The organism is Pelagibacterium sediminicola, from assembly GCF_003390885.1.
Lineage (GTDB): Bacteria > Pseudomonadota > Alphaproteobacteria > Rhizobiales > Devosiaceae > Pelagibacterium > Pelagibacterium sediminicola.
Map to the genome: position 1 here is coordinate 1 of NZ_QMEL01000023.1, position 2,688 is coordinate 2,688.

Consider the following 2,688-nt stretch of genomic DNA (forward strand, 5'->3'; position numbering starts at 1 on the left):
CTGCCGATGATGATGACGGCGGCGGGCACGGTGCGCGCGGCCAAAGTGTTCGTGATGGGCGCTGGCGTTGCGGGGCTGCAGGCGATCGCCACCGCAAGGCGGCTGGGGGCTGCGGTTTCGGCCACCGACGTGCGCGCGGCGGCGGGCGAGCAGGTGGAATCGCTGGGCGCGAAATTCATCATGACCGAGGCGCTCAAAGACGCTTCGGGCACGGGCGGGTATGCGCGTGAGCTGACCAAGGACGAGCAGGCTGCGCAGGCCGAACTGGTTGCGGGCCATATCGCCAAGCAGGATATCGTCATCACCACGGCGCTCATTCCGGGCCGTCCGGCACCAAGCCTTGTGAGCAAGGCGATGGTGGAATCGATGGCGCCGGGTTCGGTGATCGTCGATCTTGCCGCCGAGCGCGGGGGCAATGTGGAGCTGACGCAGCCGGGCAAGGTGGTGGTCCACAAGAACGTGACGCTCATCGGCACGCTCAACATGGCGGGCAAGATCGCCGCGACCGCATCCCAGCTCTATGCCAAGAACCTGCTCTCGTTCCTCGAGACGATGATCGACAAGGACAGCAAGGCCATCGCGGTCAATATGGAGGACGAACTGGTCAAGGCGACGCTTCTGACCAGCGGGGGGGCGGTGGTGCATCCCAATTTCCAGGGCGCGGCGCCGGCGGCCAGGGCGGCGGCAAGAAAGCCCGCGGCCAAGGCGGGGGCTCCGGCCACATCCGGCGCTGCCAAAAAGCCTGCCGCCAAGGCCGGCGACAAGCCGGTCGCCAAGGCGCCAGCCAAGACGGGCGCGGCGGCGAAAGCGGCAAAGCCTGCTGCTGCCAAAAAGCCTGCCGCCAAGGCTGCCCCGGCAAAACCGGGGGCAAGAAAGTCCGCAACGCAAAAAGACGGAGGCCGGTGATGGGCGGCGAAATCGACTATTTCTTCTTTTTCATCTCGATTTTCGTTCTGGCGATTTTCGTGGGTTACTACGTCGTCTGGAGCGTCACCCCCGCGCTGCACACCCCGCTGATGGCGGTGACCAACGCGATCTCCTCGGTGATCGTGGTGGGTGCGCTTCTCGCCGTCGCGGTCGAAGGGTTGGGGCAGGACGGACCGGCGCGCTGGTTTGGATTTCTTGCGCTCGTCATGGCGTCGGTCAACATCTTCGGGGGCTTTCTGGTCACCCAGCGGATGCTGGCCATGTACAAGAAGAAGGGGTGACCGGCGATGATCTCAGCAAATCTTGCGGCTGTCCTTTATCTGGTATCGGGCGCTCTGTTCATCCTGGCCCTGAGGGGGCTTTCCAACCCCGCGCAGGCGCGCCGGGGCAATTACATGGGCATGGTCGGCATGGCCATTGCGGTGGTGACGACGCTGGCCATCGCCGCGCCCACGGACCCGTTCACGTGGGCGCTGATCGTTGCCGGCATTGCCATCGGCGGCGGGATCGGCGCCTTCATTGCGCGCGGCGTGCCGATGACCGCGATGCCGCAACTGGTGGCCGCGTTCCACTCGCTTGTGGGGCTTGCGGCCGTTTTCGTTGCCGCTGCCGCGCTTTATGCGCCCGACGCCTTCGGCATCTGGGCGGGCGATCATATCAAGATGCAGGCGCTCATCGAGATGAGCATCGGCGTTGCGGTGGGCGCGTTCACCTTCACCGGCTCGGTCATTGCGTTCGCCAAGCTCGACGGGCGGATGAGCGGCAAGCCGATCCTGCTGCCCGCCCGGCACCTGATCCATTTGGGGCTCGGCATCGCGCTGGTCGTGCTGGTCGGCATCTTCTCGACAACGGGCGATCCGACGCTGTTCTGGATCATCACGGCGATCGCGCTTCTGCTCGGCGTCCTGATGATCATCCCGATCGGGGGCGCGGACATGCCGGTCGTGGTTTCGATGCTCAACTCCTATTCGGGGTGGGCGGCGGCCGGCATCGGGTTCACCATCGGCAACACCGCGCTCATCATCACCGGCGCGCTGGTGGGGTCCTCGGGCGCGATCCTGTCCTACATCATGTGCAAGGCGATGAACCGCTCGTTCATCTCGGTGATCCTTGGCGGGTTCGGGGGCGAGGATGCCGCAACCGGCTCGGGGGACGTGGAAGAGCGCCCGGTCAAGCAGGGCTCGGCGGAAGACGCCGCCTTCATCATGCAGAACGCCTCCAAGGTCATCATCGTGCCCGGTTACGGCATGGCGGTGGCGCAGGCCCAGCATGCGCTGCGCGAAATGGCCGATGAACTCAAGGCCGCAGGGGTCGACGTCAAATACGCCATCCATCCGGTGGCGGGCCGCATGCCGGGGCACATGAACGTGCTGCTGGCGGAAGCGAACGTGCCTTACGACGAGGTGTTCGAGCTCGAGGACATCAACTCCGAATTCGCGCAGGCCGACGTCGCCTTCGTCATCGGGGCCAACGACGTCACCAACCCGGCGGCCAAGACCGACAAGACCTCGCCGATCTACGGCATGCCGATCCTGGATGTGGAAAAGGCCGGAACCGTGCTGTTCATCAAGCGCGGCATGGCGGCGGGCTATGCGGGGGTGCAGAACGAATTGTTCTTCCGCGACAACACCATGATGCTGTTCGGCGACGCCAAGAAAGTGACCGAGGCTATCGTCAAGTCGATGCACCACTGAAACATGCGCCATACGCAATCGCAAAAGGGAGCCCCAAGGCTCCCTTTTTTGTTTGGGCCGGCGCTGG

The 2,688-nt window shown here is 64.8% G+C and carries 2 protein-coding genes and 1 pseudogene; all 3 read left to right on the plus strand.

All coding sequences use genetic code 11. The features are described from left to right. Nucleotides 1–906 (plus strand): Rossmann-fold NAD(P)-binding domain-containing protein (locus DQG18_RS15800; RefSeq protein ID WP_484237540.1); only part of this gene is annotated, 906 nt, incomplete at its 5' end. A gap of 2 nt (nucleotides 907–908) precedes the next feature. Next, nucleotides 909–1,208 (plus strand): annotated as a pseudogene (locus tag DQG18_RS15805) (proton-translocating transhydrogenase family protein); the annotation flags it as partial. A gap of 9 nt (nucleotides 1,209–1,217) precedes the next feature. Next, nucleotides 1,218–2,621, plus strand: coding sequence for an NAD(P)(+) transhydrogenase (Re/Si-specific) subunit beta (locus DQG18_RS15810; protein WP_116655211.1), 1,404 nt, complete (start codon nucleotides 1,218–1,220; stop codon nucleotides 2,619–2,621). Nucleotides 2,622–2,688: the final 67 nt, after the last annotated feature.